The organism is Bradyrhizobium sp. AUGA SZCCT0160 (genome assembly GCF_018130105.1).
Lineage (GTDB): Bacteria > Pseudomonadota > Alphaproteobacteria > Rhizobiales > Xanthobacteraceae > Bradyrhizobium.
This window is the reverse complement of record NZ_JAFCMD010000028.1, coordinates 46932-68316: the sequence shown is the minus strand read 5'-3', so window position 1 is coordinate 68316 and position 21385 is coordinate 46932. Positions and strand designations below refer to the sequence as shown.

Below are 21385 nucleotides of genomic sequence, written 5' to 3'. Positions count from 1 at the left end.
TCTGATCCGTATCCGTCACAGGTCCGTGTCTGTCACAGGTTAGTGTACCGCACTAAATGCAGCTGCATCAATCTTGACTATTACATGCAGATGCATTTAGTCGTTCCGCGGCCCCAAGCCAAGGTTTCCAAAGACAAGAACTTCCAAAGGGAGAAAATCCAATGAAATTGTACTATTCGCCAGGCGCCTGCTCGCTGTCTCCCCATATCGCGCTGCTGGAGGCCGGTCTGCCCTACGATCTGGTCAAGGTCGACCTGCGCGCCAAGAAGCTGGAAAACGGCGACGACTATCTGACGGTCAATCCGAAGGGCCAGGTGCCCGCACTGGCGCTCGACTCCGGCGAATTGGTGACCGAAGGCCCGGTCATCGTCCAGATGATCGCCGACAAGGCCGCGGACAAGAATCTTGCCCCCAGCCGCGACCATGCCGATCGCTACAAGCTGCAGGCCTGGCTCACCTATATCAACAGTGAACTGCACAAGAACCTCGGCCCGCAATTCGCCCCGGCGCTGTCAGATGACGCCAAGGCCTTCTTCAAGGATCGGGTGATGGGCAAGTTTAGGTATGTCGATGGCGAGCTCGCCGGGAAAGACTACCTGATGGGCAAGCAGTTTTCGGTCGCCGACGGCTACATGTTCACGATGCTGTCATGGGCCGAACGGATGAAATGGGATCTCGCCGATCTCTCCAACCTGATGGCCTACAAGGCCCGCGTCGGCGCACGCCCGATGGTGCAGGAAGCGTTGACCAAGGAAGGTCTGCTCAAGGCGGCGTGACGTTTCGATACATAAAATGAGAACGGGGCCGGATCGATGATCCGGCCCTTTTTATTTTCGATTTGATCGTCGATCAACAAAATCGTCCGTGACGTGGCGATCGTCCAGGCAGACCGGAACATTGGCCGGGCTGATGAGTAAGTCTCCGGTCGAGAACGTGTTGCGGGTTCCGACCGCCGGCAGAGTGGTTCCGTAGTGACGGTGCTTTGGTCATCCGGAGTCTCTGCGCGAAAAACGTCACAAGAAAATCCCGAAAAAAAATCCCGAGAAAAACTCCAGAGGCACCATACCAATGGACAACTGGCTTTCGTACGTCCTCGCCCAGATCGAGCGGATTCCATCCTGGGCGATCCTTGCCGCCATTGCCGGCGTCGCGATCCTCGCGGCGCTGGCGGCTCACCGGCTGGTGTTCTTTTTGCTCGAACGGCAGTTGCGCGACAGCGAACGATTCGCATGGTTGCTGATACTGAAGAAATCGAAGGCACCGTCAGCTTTTGCCGCCGTCATGGCGGCGCTGAGCCTCTCGCTGCAATTGGGTCCGATCAGCGGAACCGCGGCGACCGGACTTACGGCATTGATGCAGATCGCATTCATTACCCTGCTCACATGGCTTGCCATTGTCACGACCGAGATATTCAGCTCCGTCTATCTCGGCCGCTTGCAGAGGGACCTCGAGGAAAACCTGCTCGCGCGAAAGCATGTGACGCAGATCAGAATCCTGACGAGGGCGGCGGTGCTGATTATCGCGCTGATCGGCCTTGCATCCGCGCTGATGAGTTTCGACGCGGTGCGCCAGTATGGCGTCAGCCTGTTTGCCTCCGCCGGCGTCGCCGGCCTCGCCATCGGTCTTGCAGCACGGCCGCTGCTTTCAAACCTGATCGCGGGCGTTCAGATCGCAATGACGCAGCCGATCAGGATTCAGGACAGCGTGATCGTCGAAGGAGACTACGGCACGATCGAGGAGATCAACTCGACCTACGTCGTGGTGCAGCTTTGGGATTGGCGGCGCCTGATCCTGCCGCTGAACTATTTTATCGAAAAGCCGTTCCAGAACTGGTCGAGGGACAGCGAGTCGATCATCGGAAGCGTGATGATCTATGTGGACTATTGCGCCGATGTCCCGGCGATCCGGAAAAAGCTCGAACAGCTCGTGAAGACGATGCCGTTGTGGGACGGCAAGGTGGTCAACCTGCAGGTCAGCGATGCGACGGAGACCTCGATGCAGCTGCGCATTCTGGTCAGCGCGCGAACGGCGGCATCTGCCTGGGACCTCAGATGTCTGGTCAGGGAAGCCTTGATCAGTTTTGTGAGCAAGGAACTCAGATATTCTCTGCCGCAACCGCGCCGCCAGATCGCCAGTCACGTCTGGCTTGACGAGGCAAGCCTGGTGCCGGAACACGCGCTGCCGTCGAAAGCCCGGGCCGGGAATGGCTGAAGCGGCGTTTCTGCCGGCGACCGCCGTCGCGCGGATTTCAGGAGCTGATGCGTTCCTTCGCCGTGAAGGTCACGGCTTCGATCTTGTTGCCGTCGAGGTCGCGGACAAAGGCGCCGTAATAATTGGCATTGTATTTTTCCCGAATGCCGGGCGCGCCTTCGTCAGTTCCGCCACTGGCAAGCGCGCTTTCGTGAAATCGCCTGACCGTTTCCCGGTCCGGCGCCAGAAAGGCAATATGGACGCCATTGCCCGGTGTTGCGGGCAAACCGTCAGCCGGGGTTTCAAGACTGAACACGATCTCGGATGCGCCGTAATGAGCGGCCTTCTCGGAAGTTTTGAGAAGCCGGAAACCGATGAGAGACATCAGCGGATCGTAAAACGCCTTGGCCCGCGTGAGGTCATTGGTGCCGACCGAAACATGATGGATCATCGGTGCATTCCCGCGTCGAACTTTTTGGGCCAGCACAGATAGGCGCGAGGCGGCGGGTTGGTTCCAAAAATCCCGTGAGAGAAAACCTGAAGGGCCGGATCGATGATCCGGCCCATTGTTTGTTCGTCATTGCGAGCGAAGCGAAGCAATCCATCTCGCAGCATAACAGATGGATGGATTGCTTCGTCGCTACGCTCCTCGCAATGACGGGGCTTATACCGCAACCGCTCCTACAGCGCGCGAAGCCATCAGAACCGCGCAGGACTGAAAGCCATCGCGTCCGTAAACGTCGCCTCGCCGCTCATCATCTCGGCCAGCAGGCGGCCTGTGGTGGGGCCAAGGGTGTGGCCGTGATGACCATGCCCGAAATGCATCCACAGGCCTTTGTGCTTCGGTGCAGCTCCCACGACCGGCAGCATGTCGGGCATGCAGGGGCGGACCCCGCTCCAGGGTTCGGCCTCCACCGCCGTGCCGAGATCGACAAGCCGCCGTGCCGCCTGTTCCGCCCGTTCGAGCTGGCGCGACTGCGACGACCTTTCCGGTCCCATCAATTCGGCGCCCGACGTAATCCGCAACCCCTTCGCCATCGGCGCCATGGCGTATGCGAATTCGGGGTCGTGCAGCGGCAGATTGAGCCTGCCGCCGCCGGTGAAATGCCGATGGTAGCCGCGCTTGCGCAGCATCGGAAAACGGTAGTCAAACTTTTGCAACAGATCGGGAGACCACGGACCCAGCGATACCACGGCCGCCTCGGCGTCGATCGGGCCATCATCCGACTGAACCGTCCAGCCGGCAGGACTCGGCGCCAACGTGGTCGCATCCCCGTTGACGAAGGTGCCGCCTGCGCGTGTGAACAGATCGGCATAAGCGGATACAAGCCCGCCCGGGTCCGAGACCGTCCATGGGTCGCGCCAGTGAACAGCCCCCGCCCCGGTCTCGTTAAGCCCGGGTTCGGCCGCGGCAAGCTGTGCCGGGCTGATAATTTCCGATCGCACACCGAATTCAGCCGCCAGCGACTCGGCGACCAGCGCCACTTCATCCAGCGCAGCCTGGGTGCGGCGCAGGGAATGATAGCCGCTTCGCTGCACCAGATTGTCCGCGCCGGCTTCCCGGATCAGCACGTCATGCTCGCTTGTCGCGCGTGCGATGATCCGCGCGTAGGCCTGCGATATGCGCTGGTGCCGATCCGGCGCGGAATGCCACCAGTACCGCAGCAAAGGACCAAGATGCCGCGGCAGCCATTTTACGCGGTAATGGACATCGTTGGCGCGCCCCGTTGCGATCGCCGCCAGCGTCGCAAGATCGCGCGGCATCGGATAGGGCCGCACCGCTTCGGCCTGAATGAAGCCGGCGTTGCCGTAGCTGGTCTCACGGCCGGGCTGATTGCGATCGAGCAGCACGACCGACCAGCCGCGGCGCTGTAACTGCAGCGCGGTTGCAACCCCGACCATTCCGGCACCGAGAACGATAACACTTGGCATTGTCGCGATCACCTTTGCATACGTCAGCGACCTGTCGCCAAGTCCTGCTTCAAAGTCCTGCTTCAACTAATCTACGAGCAGCTGCAACAGATCGCGACAGTGGAAAAGGCGCGGATGCCCTGCGCAGAATGACGCTTGACGCTCAAGCCGCGCCGGGTCGCGTGAGCTCGCTCAAAAATCGATTCACAAAATAAAGGCCGGATCGATGATCCGGCCTTTATTTGTTTTGCTCAGAACTTTCAACCCGTCGTCCCGGCCTTGAGCCGGGACCCATAACCACAAATGCTCATGGTGAAAGAACGCTGCCGTTGTGCCCATTCCATAGGACACGGCGTATGGGTCCCGGCTCAAGGCCGGGACGACGATTTCCCTTACGCCGCCAGCTTCTTCGGCGGGAAGCGACCGTAGAACGTCTCGCCCTTGGCCGCCATGTCCTCCAGCAGTTTCGGCGGCGTGAAGCGGGAGCCGTATTTGGCTTCCAGCTTGTGGCAGAGTTCGACGAACTTCCTGGTGCCCATGAAGTCGATATAGGACAGCGTGCCGCCGGTGAACGGGGCAAAACCGAAGCCGAGGATCGAGCCGACGTCGGCCTCGCGCATGTCGGTGATGACGTGATCTTCCACCGTGCGCGCGGCTTCCACCGCCTGCACCACCAGGAAACGCTGCTTCAGCTCCTCGATGTCGAGCGTGTCGGGGTCGAGCTTCTTCGGCTGCAGATCGGCAAGTCCGGTCCACAGGCTCTTCTGACCCTTGCCCTTCTCGGGATAGTCGTAAAAGCCCTTGCTGTTCTTGCGGCCGAGACGGCCCTGCTTCTCCACCAGCTCCACCATCAGCTTCTTCTGATCCGGGTTGATCGAGTTCGGCCCGAGATCGGCCTCGGTTGCCTTCATCACCTTGAGCCCGAGGTCGAGCGCGACCTCGTCCGACAGCGACAGCGGGCCGACCGGCATGCCGGCCATCTTGGCGCAGTTCTCGATCATCGCCGGCGGCACGCCTTCAAGGAACATCTCGTTGCCTTCGGCGATGTAGCGGCCGACGCAGCGGTTGGCGTAGAAGCCTCTGCTGTCGTTGACGACGATCGGCGTCTTGCCGATCATCCGCGTGTAATCCAGCGCGGTGGCAAGCGCGGCATCGCCGGTGTTCTTGCCCACGATGATCTCGACCAGCATCATCTTCTCGACCGGCGAGAAGAAGTGGATGCCGATGAACTTGCCCTGGTCCTTGAATTCCTCGGCCAGCGAGTTGATCGGCAGCGTCGAGGTGTTGGAGGCGAAGATCGCGCCATCCTTCAGGAGCGGCTGCGCCTTGGCATAGGTTTCGGCCTTTACTTTGCGGTCCTCGAACACGGCCTCGATGACGAGGTCGCAGTCTTTCAGCACGCCATAGTCGGCGGTCGCGCTGATGCGCGACATCACGGCGTCGCGGTCGCTTTCCTTGGCGCGGCCCTTCTTGATGAGATCGTCGATCACGGTCTGGGCGTGGCCCTTGCCCTTGTCGGCGCTGGCCTGATCGCGGTCGATCAAGACCACGTCGATGCCGGCGCGCGCGGAGACGTAGCCGACGCTGGCGCCCATGAAGCCGGCGCCGATCACGGCGAGCTTTTTCACCTTGGTCGGCGGCACGTTTGGCGGCCGGCGTGCACCCTTGTTCAGTTCCTGCATCGACAGGAACAGGCTGCGAATCATCGCGGCGGCTTCGTTGGAGCGCAAGATCTGCGTGAAGTAGCGCGACTCGACGCGGAGCGCCGCATCGATCGGCAACTGCAGGCCTTCATAGACGCAGCTCATGATGGCGCGCGCCGCCGGGTAATTGTCGTAGGTCTCGCGGCGGTAGATCGCGTTGCCCGCCGGGAACATCTGCATGCCCGCCTTGGAGAACACCGGGCCGCCGGGAAGCTTGAAGCCCTTCTCGTCCCAGGGTGCGACGGCCTTGCCACCGCCCTTGATCCAGTCCTTCGCCGCCTTGATCATGTCGGCGGGCGGGACGATGGCGTGAATGAGGTTGAGCGCCTTGGCGCGGGTGAGGTTGATCGCCTCGCCCTTGAGCAGCAGCTGCATCGCATCGGCAGGCTGCACGATACGCGGCACGCGCTGGGTGCCGCCGGCGCCGGGGAACAGGCCGACCTTCACCTCGGGCAGGCCGAGCCGGGTCTTCGGGTTGTCGGCGGCGACGCGGTAGTGGCAGGCCAGCGTCAGTTCAAAACCGCCGCCGAGCGCGAGACCATTGATCGCGGCGACCCACGGCTTCCCTGAAATTTCGATATTACGATAAACCTGCGAGAAGCGGCGGCTCTGGTCGAACAGCATCTGGTTGGCGGCCTCTTCGCCCTTGGCCTTGAGCAGATCGGCATATTGGTGCGCCATGCCCTCGAGCATCGACAGGTCAGCACCGGCGCACAGCGCTTCCTTGCCCGAGGTGATGACGACGCCCTTGACGGCGGCGTCGGCGGTGGTCTGCTTGACGATCTCCTCAAGTTCGGTGGCCGAGGTCTCGTCGAGCACGTTCATCGAACGGCCGGGCGTGTCCCAGGTGACGAGCACGATGCCGTCGGAGTCGGTTTCCAGCTTGAAATTCTTGAAGGCCATGTTGGTCGCTCCCAATGCGATTGCTGCGTAGGGTGGGCAAAGGCGCGCTTCGCGCCGTGCCCACCATTTTCATTCGGTGCTTGTGATGGTGGGCACGCTTCGCTTTGCCCACCCTACGAATTGCCGTCGCCTAGACCCGCTCGATGATGGTCGCGGTGCCCATGCCGCCGCCGATGCACAGCGTCACCAGCGCGGTCGACTTGTTGGTGCGTTCGAGTTCATCGAGCACGGTGCCGAGGATCATCGCGCCGGTGGCACCGAGCGGATGCCCGAGCGCGATCGCGCCGCCATTGACGTTGATCTTGGAAGAGTCGATGTCGAAGGCCTGCATGTAGCGCAGCACCACCGAGGCGAAGGCCTCGTTGAGTTCGAACAGGTCGATGTCCGACTTCTTCATGCCGGAGCGCTCGAACAGCTTTTCGGTGACGTCGACCGGGCCGGTCAGCATCATCGCGGGCTCGGAGCCGATATTGGCAAAGGCACGGATTTTCGCGCGCGCCTTCAGGCCGTGCTTGACGCCGGCTTCCTTGCTGCCGAGCAGCACGGCGCCTGCGCCGTCGACGATGCCGGAGGAATTGCCGGCGTGGTGCACGTAATTGATGCGCTCGACTTCGGGGTGCGACTGGATCGCGACCGCATCGAAGCCGCCCATCTGGCCCATCGCCACGAACGATGGCTGCAACTGGCCGAGCGACTGCATCGTCGTGGTCGGGCGCATGTGCTCGTCCTTGGCGAGGATGGTGAGGCCGTTGATGTCCTTCACCGGCACCACGGAATTCTTGAAGCGGCCCTCGTCCCAGGCTTTCGCGGCGCGCTGCTGGCTCTGCACGGCGTAGGCGTCGACGTCGTCGCGCGAAAAACCGTATTTGGTCGCGATCAGGTCGGCCGAGACGCCCTGCGGCATGAAATAGGCAGGCACCGCCATCGAGGGGTCCATCGGCCAGGCACCGCCGGAAGCGCCGATGCCGACGCGGCTCATGGATTCGGCGCCGCCGCCGATCACGAGCTCATGCTGGCCGGCCATGACCTGGGCGGCGGCAAAATTCACGGCATCGAGGCCGGAGGCGCAGAAGCGGCTGATCTGTACGCCGGGGACGGCCTGGCCGAGCCCGGCCTTGAGCGCCGCGAAACGCGCGATGTCGGAACCGGCCTCGCCGACCGGATCGACCACGCCGAGCACGACGTCGTCGACGACGTCGACGCCGAGATTATTGCGCTCTTTCAGCGCCCGCAGCGGCACGGTGGCCAGCGCCAGCGCGGTCACTTCATGCAGCGAGCCGTCGGCCTTGCCGCGGCCGCGCGGGGTGCGAACGTGATCGTAGATATATGCCTCAGGCATCGTTTTCTCCCGGTTCGGTCCAGGCTCTCCTCGAGCCAGACGAATTTCAGAACAGTCAGATCGTTGGGTCGTCATTGCGAGGAGCGAAGCGACGAAGCAATCCATGCTTCCGTTGTGGGTCTATGGATTGCTTCGCTGCGCTCGCAATGACGATAGAATTTTGCAGAACGCTTCAGAACGCTTCCGCCGCCAATTCCATTGTCGTCGCGCAGCCGGTCTGGATGCGCGCAAGGTGCACCGTGGTTTCCGGCAGCATCCGCTCCATGAAGAAGCGGCCGGTCACGAGCTTGGTGGTCAGATAGGGCGTGGCGCCAGAGGACGCAATCTTGTCCTGCGCCACCTTGGCCATCCGCGCCCACATATAGGCGAAGGTGACGAGGCCGAACAATTGCATGTAGTCGGTGGCGGCGGCACCGGCATTGTCGGGCTTGGTCAGCGCGTTCTGCATCAGCCAGCCGGTGGCCTGCTGCAGATGGCCGAGCGCGGTCGAGAGCGGCGTCACGAACGGCTTCATCGCCTCGTCGGCGCCGTGCTCCTTGGCAAACGCCCCGACCTCGCCGAAGAACGCCATCACGGCGCGGCCGCCGTCGCGCGGCAGTTTGCGCCCGACGAGGTCGAGCGCCTGAATGCCGTTGGCGCCTTCATACAGCATGGCAATGCGCGCATCGCGCACGAACTGCTCCATGCCGTGTTCGGCGATGTAGCCGTGGCCGCCATACATCTGCTGCGCCAGCACCGAATTCGAGAAACCGACATCGGTCATCACGCCCTTCATGACCGGCGTCATCAGGCCCATGTGGTCGTCGGCCTCCTGGCGATCCTTCGGGTCGCTTGAGCGGTGGGCGACGTCGCTCTTCAGCGCGGTCCACACTACCATCGCGCGGGCCGCCTCGTTGAAGGCGCGGATCGTCAGCAGCACGCGGCGCACGTCGGGATGTACGATGATCGGATCGGCCAGCTTGTCCGGATCTTTGGCGCCCGTCAGCGACCGTCCCTGCAGCCGCTCGCGCGCGTAATTGACCGCGTTCTGATAGGCGACCTCGGATTGCGCGAGGCCCTGCACCGCGACGCCGAGGCGGGCCTCGTTCATCATCACGAACATGCCCTGCATGCCCTTGTTCTCTTCGCCGATCAGCCATCCGGTGGCACCGTCGTAATTCATCACGCAGGTGGAGTTGCCGTGAATGCCCATCTTGTGCTCGATCGAACCGCAGGACACGCCGTTGCGTGCGCCGAGCGAACCGTCGGCATTGACCAGCACCTTCGGCACCACGAACAGCGAGACGCCCTTGATGCCGGCGGGCGCACCTTCGATGCGCGCCAGCACCAGATGGATGATGTTGTCGGCGAGATCGTGCTCGCCGGCCGAGATGAAGATCTTGGTGCCCGTGATCTTGTAGCTGCCGTCGGCCTGCTTGACCGCCTTGGTGCGGAGCAGACCGAGATCGGTGCCGCATTGCGGCTCGGTGAGGTTCATGGTGCCGGTCCACTCGCCCGCCACCATCTTCGGCACGAACATCTTCTTCTGTTCGGGCTTGCCGTGCACCATCAACGCGGCGGTCGCGCCCATGGTCAGGCCGCCATACATCGAAAACGCCATGTTGGCCGAGCTCTGGAATTCGGTCACGACCTGGCTCAGCGTGACCGGCAGCCCCTGCCCGCCGTATTCTGAAGGCGCTGATAGCCCGAGCCAGCCGCCTTCGGCGACCTGCTTGAAGGCCTCCTTGAAGCCCTTCGGCGTGGTGACGCGGCCGTCATCGTGGCGGACGCAGCCTTCGAGGTCGCCGACCCGGTTCAGCGGCTGCAGCACTTCTTCGCTGAGCTTGGCGGCTTCGCCGAGGATCGCTTCGCGGACATCCGCGGAAGCGTCAGTAAAACCCGGGAGATTGTCATAGCGGTCGATCTGGAACACATCGTTGAGCAGGAACGTGACGTCTTCCACGGGGGCTTTGTAAGTCGGCATGGTGTTCTCCCGGCAGGGACAGAATGAATTGGCGGATACGTTTCAGATGAAGCTTGGCAGGCCAGCGGGCGCTTCAGGGTTCAAAGCCGGACCTTATCCGGTTCCGGACGACGCGGCGTCACTGTTTTGCGAGTTGCGCTCCCATCAGCTGGTGCAGCAGGTTCATCGCCTTGAGCGGCCGCACCATCACCTTGAAATGCGTGATCTTGCCATCCGCGAAGGTGATGATGTCGACGCCGTTGATCACGATGCCGTCGATTTCTTTTTCGAATTCGAGCACGGCGCCATTGTCGCTGCGCCATTCGCCGACATATCTGAATCCCGGGCCGCCCAGCACTTTCTCGGCGCTCGACAGATATTTGAAGGTGATGTCACGCCCGCGCTGCGGGGTATGGACCACGGGACTCTCGAACACCGCGTCGGGGTGCAGCAGATCCCAAAGCGCCGCCTGGTCGTGCGACTTCATGTAGCCGTACCATTTGTCGAGTGCAGTCACGGTCATGATGCGTCTCCGATCGGCTCGATACGGGTTAGCCTAATCTTTATGCATGTTGACGCATATGCAACTTTATGCATAAAGTCAACGCGACAATTTGGTCGGGAGACTGGGCCCCTTCTACCTTGCATGGGGTTGTTTTCGCGATTTTTGAAAGGGTCGGCGTTTGGCGCTCGGTGACGCAATCCTTGCTTGTCTGACGGAACGTCCGATGTCGGGCTATGAGCTCGCCAAGACGTTCGATTCCTCGATCGGGTTTTTCTGGAAGGCCGACCACCAGCAGATCTATCGCGAACTCTCGAAGCTCAGGGATCGCGGCCATATCCAGGGCCACGAGGTGGTCCAGTCCGGCAAGCCCAACAAGTTGGTCTATACGCTGACACAGGAGGGCCGGGCCGCGCTGCGGCACTGGGGCGCCCGGCCGAGCAGCCCGCCGATGATGAAGGACGACCTGCTGGTTCGGCTGTGCGCGCTCGACAGCTTCGATATCGAGCCCTTGCGCGCCGATCTGATGGCGCGGCTGGAACATCACCGCGACCGCTACGCCCGCTACGAGCGAATTCTGAACAAGCTGTTTCCGGACGGCAAAGCCACCTCCGTCGCCGATACCGGCAAGCTGCTCGGGCTGCGCATCGGTCTGCGCCACGAACAAGCCGTGGCGGAATGGTGCGAAGAGGCGATCGAGACCCTGGCCGCCGTCGCGAAACCTGCTCCGGTCCTGCTGCTCGAAGACACCAGCCGTGAAAGCAACGGCTGAGCGGCAGCGGAACCGGCTGTTCGGGTTCCAAAGTTAACTTTAGGGCCGCCCGGTCCCATTCCTTAACCCGTTATTTACCGTAACGCGAAAAAGTCAGGTTCTGAGGCAGACGACCTGCGCGAAATTCGATTGTCTCCAAGGTGGGACGCGCGGGGAGGCTGAAGGCGCAGGAAGCGCCGGAGTCAGAACCGGACGAGAGCATGAATTCGCGCGTATCGTGGAGTGTTGAGGGCATCGATCCGTCGGTCCGCGAAAGGGCCGAAGCGGCCGCGCGGCGCGCTGGCATGTCGCTGAGCGACTGGCTCAATTCCACCATCGGCGATTCCGCCCCGCCAAATTTCCGTGCGCCCTATGACGAGCAGCCGGCGATGCCGAGCGCGGAGAGCCGCGAGGTTGCGGACATTCACCAGCGGCTCGATTCGATCACCCGGCAGATCGACCAGATTTCACGGTCCCCCGCGCGGAGCGACGCGCCCCGAACCGAAGCGCCCCGCGCTGAGCCGACCGTCGCGCGGCAGCTCAATGACGCCATTTCGCGCCTCGATGCGCGGCTGTCGCAGATTTCAAGCCACGCCCCGCGCCAGCCGACGGTGCAGGAGCGGCAGCGCCAGACCGAGATGGTCGAACGCGCCGCGGCGCAGGTCTATCGCCCCTCGCCGCCGCTGAGCCCGGCGTCGTTTGATTCGGCGATCGCCGAAATCGCCGCGCGCCAGAACGAACTGGACGGGGTGCCGTCCCGACAGATGCCGCCGCGCAGCACGCCGCCGATGGCGGCAGGTATGCCGCCGATGGCGCCAAGCGCCCGTGCCATGGCTTATGCGCCACCGATGCCGCCGCCTGCACCGGCGCCCGCACCTGCTCCCATCCCCGCCGGTCCGGATTTTTCGTCGCTGGAACGGCATCTGCTCAAGATCACGAGCCAGATCGAGGCGCTGCAGCGCCCCGACAATGTCGAGCAGTCGATTGCGGCCTTCCGCACCGAGCTTGCCGATATCCGCCGCGCCATTACCGAAGCGATGCCGCGCCAGGCGATCGACTCGATCGAGAACGAAATCCGCTCGCTGTCGCGCCGGATCGACGAAACCCGCCAGAACGGCACCGACGCCAACGTGCTGGCCAACCTGGAGCGCGCGCTCGGCGAAATCTACGACGCGCTGCGTTCCCTCAAGCCGGCCGAGCAACTCGCGGGCTATGACGACGCGATCCGCAATCTCGGGACCAAACTCGACCTGATCCTGCGTACCAACGACGATCCGTCGACGGTGCGTCAGCTCGAAGACGCGATCTCGGCGATGCGGGCGATCGCCTCCAACGTTGCGTCCAACGATGCGCTGGCGCGGGTTTCCGACGATCTGCATGCGCTGTCGGCCAAGGTCGATCAATTGTCTCGCGCCGGCGACAACAGCGAGTCGCTGGCCAGCCTTGAACAGCGCATCGCCGCGCTGACCTCGTCGATCGAAACGCGCGAGCGGCCGGTCGCAAGCGACAATTCCGAATATATCGAAGGCGCGCTGCGCTCGCTGTCCGAACGCCTGGATCGGATCCCGGCCGGCAACGACAACGCCTCCGCGTTCACCCATCTCGAACAGCGCGTGACGTATCTGCTGGAACGCCTGGAGACCTCCGGCGGCCAGGGCGGTTCTGGCGGCGGCAATCTCGGGCGCGTCGAGGAAGGGCTGCAGGACATCCTGCGCCATCTCGAACACCAGCACGCGAATTTGGCCAGGCTTGCCGACAACACCAGCAGCTATGCGGCGCCGCAGCCGATGGATTCCGGCATCGTCGAAGCCGTCAAGCGTGAATTGTCGGACCTCCGTTTCAACCAGTCGGAAACCGACCGCCGCACGCAAGACTCGCTGGAAACGGTTCACAGCACGCTCGGCCATGTGGTCGATCGGCTGGCGATGATCGAAGGCGATCTGCGCGCGGTTCGCGCCGCACCGCCTGCGGCAGCGCCGGCCCCCGCTGCATACGAAGCCCCGACGGAAGCGCCGCGCGCGGCAATGCCGCCGCCCAGCTTTGCACCGCCCGCCTATGTCCCTCAGGCTCAGCCGCAGGCTTTTGCGCCGCAGCCGAAACCGGAATTGCCGAATCCCGCAGCCTTCCAGGAGCATTTTGCCGCCGCGCCGCGCGACTTCCATGCCGCGGAGCCGGTAGCACCGCCGGCCATTCCGCCGATGACGCCGCGCGCCATCAGCGAAATCCTCGAGCCGCACGCAGCCGCGCCGCGCACCGCGATCGCGCCGGAACTGCCGCCGGATCATCCGCTGGAGCCGGGCACACGGCCGGCCGCACGGGCGTCGTCGCCATCGGAGCGCATCGCCGCATCCGAAAGCGTGATCAACGAAATTTCCGCGGCCGCCAAGGAGCCGGTCAGCTCGTCGAGCTTCATCGCCGCCGCCCGCCGCGCCGCGCAGGCCGCTGCCGCCGCGCCCGCCAACGAGAAGGCGGCCAAGGCCGCTGCGAAGGCTAACTCGAAGGCGGCCAAGGTTACCGCCATCGACAAGGGCAAGACCGACGGCAAGGAGCCGTCGAACATCACCTCCAAGATCCGCTCGCTGCTGGTCGGCGCCAGCGTATTTGCGATCGTGCTCAGCACCTTCCAGCTGGCGATGACGCTGCTCGACACCGGCAGCGCGCCGCAAATACCGCAGATGGAATCCACCGATCCGGCGCCGGCCTCAAAAGCCCCGGCCGAGAACAGCGCCAAGCCCGCCATGCCGGCGCCGGCTGGGCCCTCCATGATGTCGCCCGCCCCGATCGGACGGCAATCGAACAACTCCTCCGCACCGAACACGCTGGATGGCGCGCAAGTCGCTATTCCCCAATCCACGATTCCTCAGGCCATTATTCCTCAAGCCGCTTTTCCTCAGACCGCGATCGCGCCGCAGGCGGCGATGTCCATCCCGCCACAAGCGGCGATGTCGCCGATCAATGCCGGCGACATCACCGGCGCGCTCCCGGCCCTGCCGGCCAACGGCAAGCCTGGAATGGTGCAGGTGCCGCCGGGCGAGCAACTGCCCGATGGCATCGGCGGACCGATGCTGCGCGCTGCTGCGCTGAAGGGCGATCCGGCGGCAGCCTATGAAGTCGGCGTGCGCTTTGCCGAGGGCAAGGGCGTACCGGCCAATCTCGACGAGGCCGCAAAATGGTATGACCGCGCGGCGCAAGCCGGCGTGGTGCCCGCGATCTTCCGGCTCGGCACCTTCTACGAGAAGGGCATGAGCGTCAAAAAGGACGCCGATGTCGCGCGGCGTTACTATCTGCAGGCAGCCGAACGCGGCAACGCCAAGGCGATGCACAATCTGGCCGTGCTCGACGCCGATGGTGGCGGCAAGGGCGCCAACTACAAGGTCGCGTCGCAATGGTTCCGCAAGGCGGCCGACCGCGGCGTCGCCGACAGCCAGTTCAACCTCGGCATCCTCTATGCCCGCGGCATCGGGGTCGAGCAGAACCTCGCCGAATCCTTCAAATGGTTCAGCCTCGCAGCGGCACAGGGCGATGCGGATTCCGGCCGCAAGCGTGACGATATCGCCAAGCGCCTCGACGCCCAGTCGCTGGCGGCGGCGAAGCTCGCGATCCAGACCTTCACGCCGGAGCCGCAGCCCGACGCCGCCGTCAATGTCGCAACGCCGGCCGGCGGCTGGGACCCGGTGCCCGCGCCCGCAACTGCGACCAAACCCGCCGCCAAGCAGGCTTCGACCAAGCGCGCCGCAGCCGTCCGTTAAAGCGGACAGCGATGCCGCTGGCGTCGCGCCGATAATCCTCCATATAAAGCCGTATGATCTGATGGGGCCGGCGGGGCCTCGTACGGCTGTGCAGTGAGGATCGATTGTCTGCCGAAGAGGGCGAGAACGGGGAAAACCGCTTCCGAAGGTCGCCGACCGGGCCGTCGGTCGCGCCGCCGCGCAAGGTGATCGATCAGCCTTCGCTGCCACCTTCTGCCCCGGCTTCTCCCTGGCGATCTCCTCCAGCTCCGCCACCGCAGCCGCCGCAAGCGGCACGCAGCCAATGGCCGGTCGGCTCGATTCTCATCTTCGTTCTTTTGCTTGCCGGCATCGCCATCCAGGCCTATCGCGACCTCTCGCGGCCCGATGCCTGGGATTACTGGAAGGACCAGTATGTCTCGCCGAGCCTGACCTCCTCGGTGGTCGCCAGACTCGATCTCGATGGCGCCGCGCGTGACCGGCGTGCCCTGTTCATCAAGGGCGAGATCGGACCCGGCGCCGCAAGATGGTTCCGCGAGAAATTGGACGAGGCCCAGCTTGCCGCAGGCGACGTGATCCTGATGTCCTCGCCCGGCGGCGATTTGAATCAGGCCGCGATCATCGGCGAGATCATTCGCTCGCGCGGACTGATCACGGCGGTCGGCACCGCCGATGCCGCGGGCCGCGTCAAACCCTCCTATTGCGCCAGCGCCTGCGTGCTGGTCTATGCCGGCGGCAAGAGCCGCATCGGCGTGGCGGGCTCAGGCCTGGGCGTGCACCGGTTTACCACGACAAAGCAAGTGGATGATCCGCTTGCCGAAGCCCAGAAGATATCAGGCGCGGTACTGGGCTATATGACCAAAATGGGGGTTTCGTCGTCGGTCGTGCAGGCGATGTCCGAGACCAAGGACATCCGCTGGCTTGCGCCCAAGGAGGCGCTCGCCATGAACCTCGTCACCGATCCGGTGGGGAAGCCCTGATTGCTGTCGTCCCGGCCTTGAGCTCAGATGCGCAATTGCGCATCGGGGGACCCATAGCCACCGGCCGCAATTGTTTTGCGCGCTGAGCCTTATCTACCTTGTTCAACAAGGCAGGCCGCGGAGTATGGATCCCGGCTCAAGGCCGGGACGACACCACCCCGGCCGGCCACGCAAACGTGATATCGGCGCATTCATCGGAATGTCGCATCACGCCGCCGGAAGTGTGTGCAGGTGCGGCAAATAATTGCCTTCCGGGGCATTCTTTAGTCCCCCCTGCCACTGATCTGGGTTATGCAAAGACGCGGCAACCGGTCCGCGTGCCCTGACCCTGCGCGCCAATCGGATTCCACTGCCGGCAAATGCTCGAAACCATGCCCTGAGCGGCCGTTAGGCCACCTCAGCGGCAGACAACGAGAAGCAGACGCGCGTGCAGCTCTACCTTCCGATCGCCGACATTCCGGTCAATGTTTTCCTCATCCTGGCGATGGGCGCGGCGGTTGGTTTCGTCTCCGGCATGTTCGGCATCGGCGGCGGCTTCCTGATGACGCCGCTGTTGATCTTCGTCGGCATCGCGCCCGCGGTCGCGGTCGCCTCGGTCGCGAGCCACATCGCGGCTTCCTCCTTCTCGGGCGCGATATCCTATTGGAGGCGACGATCCATCGATCCCATTCTGGCGGTGGTCTTGTTGACCGGCGGCACCGTCGGGACGGCGCTCGGGGTCTGGACGTTTACGCTGCTACGCGCGCTCGGCCAGCTCGATCTCTTGATCGCGACGTCCTACGTGATCCTGCTGACCACGGTCGGCGGGCTGATGTTCTGGGAAGGCCTGCGCGCGCTGCTGCGGGCCCGGCGCGGCGGTGCGGCGACGATACGCCGCCCCGGCAGCCATGGCTGGATTCACGGCCTACCGCTGAAGATGCGCTTCAAGCGCTCGAAGATCTACCTGTCCGTGATCCCGGTCGTCGTGATCGGCCTGATCATCGGCTTCATCGGCGCCGTCATGGGCATCGGCGGCGGCTTCATCCTGGTGCCGCTGATGATCTACGTGCTGCGGGTGCCGACCTCCACGGTCGTCGGCACCTCGATGGTGCTGACGCTGGTGACGATGATATTCGCGACCCTGCTGCATGCGGTGACCAATCATCTGGTCGACGCCGTGCTGGCGCTGATCCTGATGATCGGCGGTGTGACGGGCGCCCAGTTCGGCGCCCGCGCCGGCCAGAAGATCCGCGGCGAACATCTGCGGCTGCTGCTCGGGCTTCTGGTGCTCGCCGTCGGTATCCGCTTTGCCGTCGAACTGGTGATCCGGCCGGCCGATCTGTTCACGATCCGGGAAACGGGAGGCGGGGTATGATCGCGCGCGCCTCGCTGATCGTGGCAAGTCTCGTGCTGGGTGCTGCGCTCGGCAATTCGCCGGCATGCGCCGAGCGGCTGATCGTGTCGGTGTCGAACCACCGCGTCACGGTGACGCCGAATTATTCCGGCGAAGAGCTGGTGCTGTTCGGCTCGGTGGAAAAGGACGCGCAGACGCCGGCCGGCCGCAACAATTACGATCTGGTCGTGACCGTCAGCGGCCCGCGCGCCGACATGGTGACACGGCGCAAGGAACGCAAATTCGGCATCTGGATCAACACCGACTCCCGGCAATTCCTCAAAGTGCCGACCTATCTGGCGCTGTTTTCCAACCGGCCGTTCGACGACATCGCTTCATCCGAAGTGCAGCGGCGGCAGCAACTCGGGCTCAACAATGTCCTGCTGACCCAGCGCGTCGGTCCTGATTTTGCCGACGTCGTGCCCAACGATCCGTTCCGCAGCGCGTTCGTGCGGCTGCGCACCCAGCACGGGCTTTATCGCGAAGAGCAATCGGCGGTGACGTTCCTGACGCCGACGCTGTTCCGCACCGGCATTCCGCTGCCGGGCGAAGTGCCGATCGGCACCTACGACGTCGAGATCAAGCTGTTTGCCGACGGCGCGCTGGTCACGCGCACCGAAACCGCGTTCGAGATCGTCAAGGTCGGTTTCGAACAGTTCATCGCCAACGCCGCCCACAACAATGGTCTTGCCTACGGGCTGGTGACGGCCTTCATGGCGCTGATGACGGGCTGGATGGCATCGATTGTGTTCCGGAAGGATTAGATGCGAATAGCGAATGGCGAGTAGCGAATAGACTATTCGCCATTCGCTATTCGCCCGCAAAAAACCCGATGCCCATCGCCAGCACGCTGAGCAGCATCGCCGCGGTCGACAGCCATCCGAGCCAATAGAGCGGGCCGCCGACGACAAAGCGCCCCATCACGTCCCTGCGGCGCGCCATGAACATCAACAGCACCATCACGGGAACGGCGAGCACGCCGTTGATGACGGCGCTCCAGTACAGTGCCGAGATCGGATTGATCGGCGTGAAATTCAGCGCGATGCCGATGGCGGCCGACAGCGCCAGCACGGCATAGAACGCGGCGGCTTGCCTGGGCTTGCGGGCGAGCCCGACCGGCCATCGTCGCGCTTCGCCGACGGCGTAGGCGGCGGCGCCGGCCAGCACGGGGATCGCCAGTAATCCGGTGCCGACGATGCCGAGCGCGAAGATCGCTTCCGCGAAGGCGCCGGCGATCGGCCGCAGCGCTTCAGCCGCCTGCGCCGAGGACTGGATGTTGGTCTCGCCTGCGGCATTGAGCGTCGCCGCCGCGGTCACGATGATCGACAGCGCGATCAAATTCGAGAACGCCATGCCGACGATGGTATCGGCGCGGATCCGGTTGAATTCCTTCTGCGCGCCGTAATGCTTCTCGATCAGGGGTCGCTTGCGGGCGTCGACGCGCTGGTCCTCGGCTTCCTGCGAGGCCTGCCAGAAGAACAGATAGGGTGAAATAGTGGTACCGAGGATCGCGACGATGGTGGTGAAGTAATCCGCGCTCCAGGTGATCTTCGGAATCAGAACGCCCGTGAGCGCTTCGCCCCACGACACCTTCGCGAATGCAAGCGCCGCGACATAGGCGAACAGGCTGAGCGTCAGCCATTTCAGCACCGCGACATAGCGTTTGTAGTCAAGGAAGATTTGCGCGGCGACCGACACGACACCAAAGAACACGACATAGACGATGCCGTATCCGCCGATCAGGAGCTTGGTCGCGTCAGCCATGGCGCCGAGATCGGCCGCGATGTTGATGGTGTTGGCGATGAACAACAGCGCCACCACGATGTTGAGCAGCGCTGGCGAATAGTGCCGGCAGACATTGCCCGATATGCCGTGCCCGGTGACGCGGCCGACCCGGGCGGAGATTTCCTGAATCGCCGCCATCAGCGGGAAAGTCAGCAGCATGGTCCAGCCGATGCCGTAACCAAGCTGCGCGCCGGCCTGGCTGTAAGTGCCGATCCCCGACGGATCGTCGTCGGAGGCGCCGGTGATCAGGCCGGGGCCGAGCGCCTTTGCAACATTGCGGAGACGAAACGGCTGATGCGGCTCGGCACTGGTTGCCGGCCTGCTGCTACCGGCATCCTGGTGCGCTTGGCATTTTGAACTCGATCTGTTGCGATCTTCCATGTGTGGATCCAGCCGCGGCGACAACGAACCGGACCGCGATCGGTTCCGACGCGGAACTGGCTTACGCTGGGTGCAAGGATTCGATCACGGTCGTGACTCCCGGTTCGAGAATTCGTAACCGCGCTCCAAACCCCAGCGTATCGAAGGAGACGCGCAGATCGTTCGCGTTCTGGCGGAAATGCGCCCAGCCGTCGGTATGAACTGGCACGATCACCGCATCGGCAAACGCGCGCGCGGTCTCGATCGTATCATTGGTGTCCATGGTGAGATGGAACGGCCCGCGGGTCTGCGCCGCGCCCGCGAACGGCAGCACCACGCCCGCCCTATATCGCTTCGCGACGTCGGCGACGCCGTCGAACCAGACCGTGTCACCGCTGATATAGACCGGGCGGCTGCCTGATTGTTCGACGCCACCACGAAGCCGATCACATCGCCCGACAATGGCTCGATACCGGCCGGGCCGTGACGCGCGGGTGTCGCAGTAATCGTCAGCGAACGGCCGCTGCTGCCGGTCAGTTCGGTGACGTCCCATGGCGCAAAACCTTCGGCGTTGCCGCCGAGCCGCTTCGCACCAGCCTCCGTCGTCAGCACACGCTTTGCCTTCTTGAGAAATTCGCGGCCGGAATGATCAAGATTGTCGGAATGCTGGTCGTGGCTAAGCAGCACGGCATCGACGTCACCGATCATGTCTGCGGTCACCGCGGGACCAACCAGCTTTTCCAGCTTCACATGCGGCAATTGATAGGCGCCGGGTGCATCGAAGGTCGGATCGGTGAGCAGGCGGAAGCCATCGATTTCAATCAGTGCGGTCGGGCCGCCGACCAGGGTGATGGATAGGGTCATGCCGCACTCCCTTGCGAAGCGGGAGCGGCCACCGCAGCGGGCCGCGTCACCAGATAAATCCCGAGCGCCACCGGAATGATCCCCAGCAGGTCGCGGAATTCGACATGCTCGCCGAGCACGAGGAAGGCGAACAGCATGCCGAGCGGCGGCATCAGGAAGTGATAGGCGCTGGCAGCGGTGGCGCCGCAAACCTTCAGCAGGTGAAACCACAACAAATAGGCCAGGATCGATCCGCCCAGCACCAGGAAGGCGAAGGCGCCGAGCAGCCGCGCACTCGGCACGATGTCGCTGACGCTGGAGAAGGTGAAGGCGAACGGCAGCAGCGCCAGGCCGCCGGCGAGGTTCTGCACGCCATTGCCGACCCACAGGCTGCCCTTCGGCGCCAGCACCTTGAACAGGATGGTGCCGACCACGATCGAGGCGAGCGACGCCAGCGTGTAGACGATGCCATCCACGCTGTCTGACCCAACCGACATGCGATGCCAGACGATGAAACCGACGCCGGCGATGCCGAGCAAGAGTCCTGTCACCTTGCGCCAGGTCAGCGCCTCGCCGAGAAACACCGCGGCGGCGACAGCGGTGAACACCGGATTGGCGCTGACGATCAGCCCGCCGAGGCCGGCGGAAACGGTCTGGAGGCCGGTGTACCCCAGCCCGAGATAGAGCGCGTTGTTGGCGACGCCGAGTACCGCGAACACGACCACGTCGCGCCAGCTGAGCTGCCATCCCTCGTTGCGAAGTGCGGATATGCCGAGGATCAGGACGCCCGCGAGCGAAAACCGCGCCGTGAGCAGGATCAGCGGCGGACAATCGGTGACACCGATCTTGCCGGCGACGAAGGCAAAGCTCCAGAGCAGGCAGAACAGCGTGATCGTGAGCGGCAGCCAATTGAAACCGGAACGGGGAACGGGAATCGAGGGCGCGAGCGACATGGCAAGATTCCTTTGGAGAGTCTCCTTGGCCCATGATGTAGGCCCGCACCTTGATATTTAGAAATTAAATGATAAACTTACATTCAGTGGATTTATGAATAGTCACTTCTGAGGAGCGAGACG

General features: G+C 63.6%; 15 protein-coding genes and 1 pseudogene. 7 read left to right on the top strand and 9 right to left on the bottom strand.

Annotated elements, in window-relative coordinates; translation table 11 throughout:
• The first annotated feature begins 161 nt into the window (after window positions 1-161).
• Both gstA and JQ558_RS32720 read left to right on the top strand, forming a co-directional pair.
• Window positions 162-776 carry a glutathione transferase GstA gene (gene gstA, locus JQ558_RS32725; protein WP_212211269.1) on the top strand — a complete coding sequence of 205 codons (615 nt, stop codon included), beginning with the start codon at window positions 162-164 and terminating at the stop codon, window positions 774-776.
• A 292-nt stretch (window positions 777-1068) separates the two neighbouring features.
• Window positions 1069-2211, top strand: coding sequence for a mechanosensitive ion channel family protein (locus tag JQ558_RS32720; protein WP_212296337.1), 1143 nt, complete (start codon window positions 1069-1071; stop codon window positions 2209-2211).
• Window positions 2212-2248: 37 nt separating this feature from the next.
• On the opposite strand, the gene JQ558_RS32715 is transcribed toward JQ558_RS32720, so the two are convergent.
• The 6 genes from JQ558_RS32715 to JQ558_RS32690 all read right to left on the bottom strand — a co-directional run bounded on the left by JQ558_RS32715 (window position 2249) and on the right by JQ558_RS32690 (window position 10511).
• On the bottom strand, window positions 2249-2641 hold the full coding sequence (locus JQ558_RS32715; protein ID WP_212276150.1) for a VOC family protein: 393 nt from the start codon (window positions 2639-2641) through the stop codon (window positions 2249-2251).
• 248 nt (window positions 2642-2889) lie between these two features.
• Window positions 2890-4122 (bottom strand): FAD-binding oxidoreductase, encoded by a 1233-nt coding sequence (locus tag JQ558_RS32710; protein ID WP_212211274.1) that lies wholly within the window; start codon window positions 4120-4122, stop codon window positions 2890-2892.
• A 371-nt stretch (window positions 4123-4493) separates the two neighbouring features.
• The gene (locus JQ558_RS32705; RefSeq protein WP_212296336.1) at window positions 4494-6707 is read right to left on the bottom strand and encodes a 3-hydroxyacyl-CoA dehydrogenase NAD-binding domain-containing protein; all 2214 of its coding nucleotides are present in this window, start codon (window positions 6705-6707) and stop codon (window positions 4494-4496) included.
• 130 nt (window positions 6708-6837) lie between these two features.
• The gene (locus tag JQ558_RS32700; RefSeq protein WP_212296335.1) at window positions 6838-8046 is read right to left on the bottom strand and encodes an acetyl-CoA C-acetyltransferase; all 1209 of its coding nucleotides are present in this window, start codon (window positions 8044-8046) and stop codon (window positions 6838-6840) included.
• Between the two features lie 172 nt (window positions 8047-8218).
• Window positions 8219-10009, bottom strand: coding sequence for an acyl-CoA dehydrogenase C-terminal domain-containing protein (locus tag JQ558_RS32695; protein ID WP_212296334.1), 1791 nt, complete (start codon window positions 10007-10009; stop codon window positions 8219-8221).
• A gap of 118 nt (window positions 10010-10127) precedes the next feature.
• Window positions 10128-10511 (bottom strand): nuclear transport factor 2 family protein, encoded by a 384-nt coding sequence (locus JQ558_RS32690; protein WP_212211282.1) that lies wholly within the window; start codon window positions 10509-10511, stop codon window positions 10128-10130.
• 160 nt (window positions 10512-10671) lie between these two features.
• On the opposite strand from JQ558_RS32690, the gene JQ558_RS32685 reads away from it, so the two are divergent.
• The 5 genes from JQ558_RS32685 to JQ558_RS32665 all read left to right on the top strand — a co-directional run bounded on the left by JQ558_RS32685 (window position 10672) and on the right by JQ558_RS32665 (window position 18085).
• Complete coding sequence (locus tag JQ558_RS32685; protein ID WP_212036714.1) at window positions 10672-11262, top strand: PadR family transcriptional regulator; 591 nt, start codon at window positions 10672-10674, stop codon at window positions 11260-11262.
• 200 nt (window positions 11263-11462) lie between these two features.
• Entirely contained in the window at window positions 11463-14990 is a 3528-nt protein-coding gene (locus JQ558_RS32680) for a tetratricopeptide repeat protein (RefSeq protein WP_212296333.1), read from the top strand.
• Window positions 14991-15094: 104 nt separating this feature from the next.
• On the top strand, window positions 15095-15949 hold the full coding sequence (locus JQ558_RS32675) for a hypothetical protein (protein ID WP_212296331.1): 855 nt from the start codon (window positions 15095-15097) through the stop codon (window positions 15947-15949).
• Window positions 15950-16376: 427 nt separating this feature from the next.
• Complete coding sequence (locus JQ558_RS32670) at window positions 16377-17303, top strand: sulfite exporter TauE/SafE family protein (protein WP_212211289.1); 927 nt, start codon at window positions 16377-16379, stop codon at window positions 17301-17303.
• Window positions 17300-18085, top strand: coding sequence for a TIGR02186 family protein (locus tag JQ558_RS32665; protein ID WP_212296330.1), 786 nt, complete (start codon window positions 17300-17302; stop codon window positions 18083-18085). Before JQ558_RS32670 ends, JQ558_RS32665 begins: the two co-directional genes overlap by 4 nt.
• A gap of 46 nt (window positions 18086-18131) precedes the next feature.
• Here the strand turns inward: JQ558_RS32665 and JQ558_RS32660 are convergent, their stop codons facing one another.
• From JQ558_RS32660 to JQ558_RS32650, 3 genes and pseudogenes are all read right to left on the bottom strand, one after another.
• A complete protein-coding gene (locus tag JQ558_RS32660; RefSeq protein WP_212276158.1) occupies window positions 18132-19487 on the bottom strand; it encodes an NRAMP family divalent metal transporter in 1356 nt (451 codons plus the stop codon).
• A gap of 61 nt (window positions 19488-19548) precedes the next feature.
• A pseudogene (locus JQ558_RS32655) lies at window positions 19549-20330 on the bottom strand (MBL fold metallo-hydrolase).
• Window positions 20327-21262, bottom strand: a complete 936-nt coding sequence (locus JQ558_RS32650) for a DMT family transporter (RefSeq protein WP_212296329.1) — start codon at window positions 21260-21262, stop codon at window positions 20327-20329. The pseudogene JQ558_RS32655 and the gene JQ558_RS32650 overlap by 4 nt, the downstream one beginning before the upstream one ends.
• Window positions 21263-21385: the final 123 nt, after the last annotated feature.